This window comes from Ornithinibacillus bavariensis, from assembly GCF_018333235.1.
Classification (GTDB): domain Bacteria; phylum Bacillota; class Bacilli; order Bacillales; family Amphibacillaceae; genus Ornithinibacillus; species Ornithinibacillus bavariensis.
In genome coordinates, this window is record NZ_BORP01000012.1 from 1 (window position 1) to 1,263 (window position 1,263).

Below are 1,263 nucleotides of genomic sequence, written 5' to 3' on the forward strand. Positions count from 1 at the left end.
GAAGTGATGGGAAGTCTCATCTTGAGGGGGGCTTCATGCTTAGATGCTTTCAGCACTTATCCTTTCCACACGTAGCTACCCAGCTATGCTCCTGGCGGAACAACTGGTACACCAGCGGTGTGTCCATCCCGGTCCTCTCGTACTAAGGACAGCTCCTCTCAAACTTCCTACGCCCACGACGGATAGGGACCGAACTGTCTCACGACGTTCTGAACCCAGCTCGCGTACCGCTTTAATGGGCGAACAGCCCAACCCTTGGGACCGACTACAGCCCCAGGATGCGATGAGCCGACATCGAGGTGCCAAACCTCCCCGTCGATGTGAACTCTTGGGGGAGATAAGCCTGTTATCCCCGGGGTAGCTTTTATCCGTTGAGCGATGGCCCTTCCATGCGGAACCACCGGATCACTAAGCCCGACTTTCGTCCCTGCTCGACTTGTAGGTCTCGCAGTCAAGCTCCCTTCTGCCTTTACACTCTTCGAATGATTTCCAACCATTCTGAGGGAACCTTTGGGCGCCTCCGTTACCTTTTGGGAGGCGACCGCCCCAGTCAAACTGCCCGCCTGACACTGTCTCCGAACCGGATCACGGTCCTGGGTTAGAAGGTCCATACAGCCAGGGTGGTATCCCACGGATGCCTCCACCGAAGCTAGCGCTCCGGCTTCTACGGCTCCCACCTATCCTGTACAAGCTGCACAGACATTCAATATCAGGCTACAGTAAAGCTCCACGGGGTCTTTCCGTCCTGTCGCGGGTAATGCGCATCTTCACGCATAGTATAATTTCACCGGGTCTCTCGTTGAGACAGTGCCCAAGTCGTTACACCTTTCGTGCGGGTCGGAACTTACCCGACAAGGAATTTCGCTACCTTAGGACCGTTATAGTTACGGCCGCCGTTTACTGGGGCTTCGGTTCAAAGCTTCGGGCGTAAGCCCTAACTCATCCCCTTAACCTTCCAGCACCGGGCAGGTGTCAGCCCCTATACTTCGCCTTTCGGCTTCGCAGAGACCTGTGTTTTTGCTAAACAGTCGCTTGGGCCTATTCACTGCGGCTTCTCCTTAAAGAAGCACCCCTTCTCCCGAAGTTACGGGGTCATTTTGCCGAGTTCCTTAACGAGAGTTCTCCCGCTCACCTTAGGATTCTCTCCTCGCCTACCTGTGTCGGTTTGCGGTACGGGCACCTATAATCTGGCTAGAAGCTTTTCTTGGCAGTATGAAATCAGGAACTTCGCTACTAAAATTCGCTCCCCATCACAGCTGGAGC

The 1,263-nt window shown here is 54.8% G+C and carries 1 rRNA gene (only partly in view); it reads right to left on the reverse strand.

Features of this window, described 5'->3' with window-relative positions:
* Positions 1–1,263: ribosomal RNA gene (locus KI338_RS17480) — 23S ribosomal RNA — on the reverse strand (its annotated part continues 1,648 nt past the right edge of the window); the annotation flags it as partial.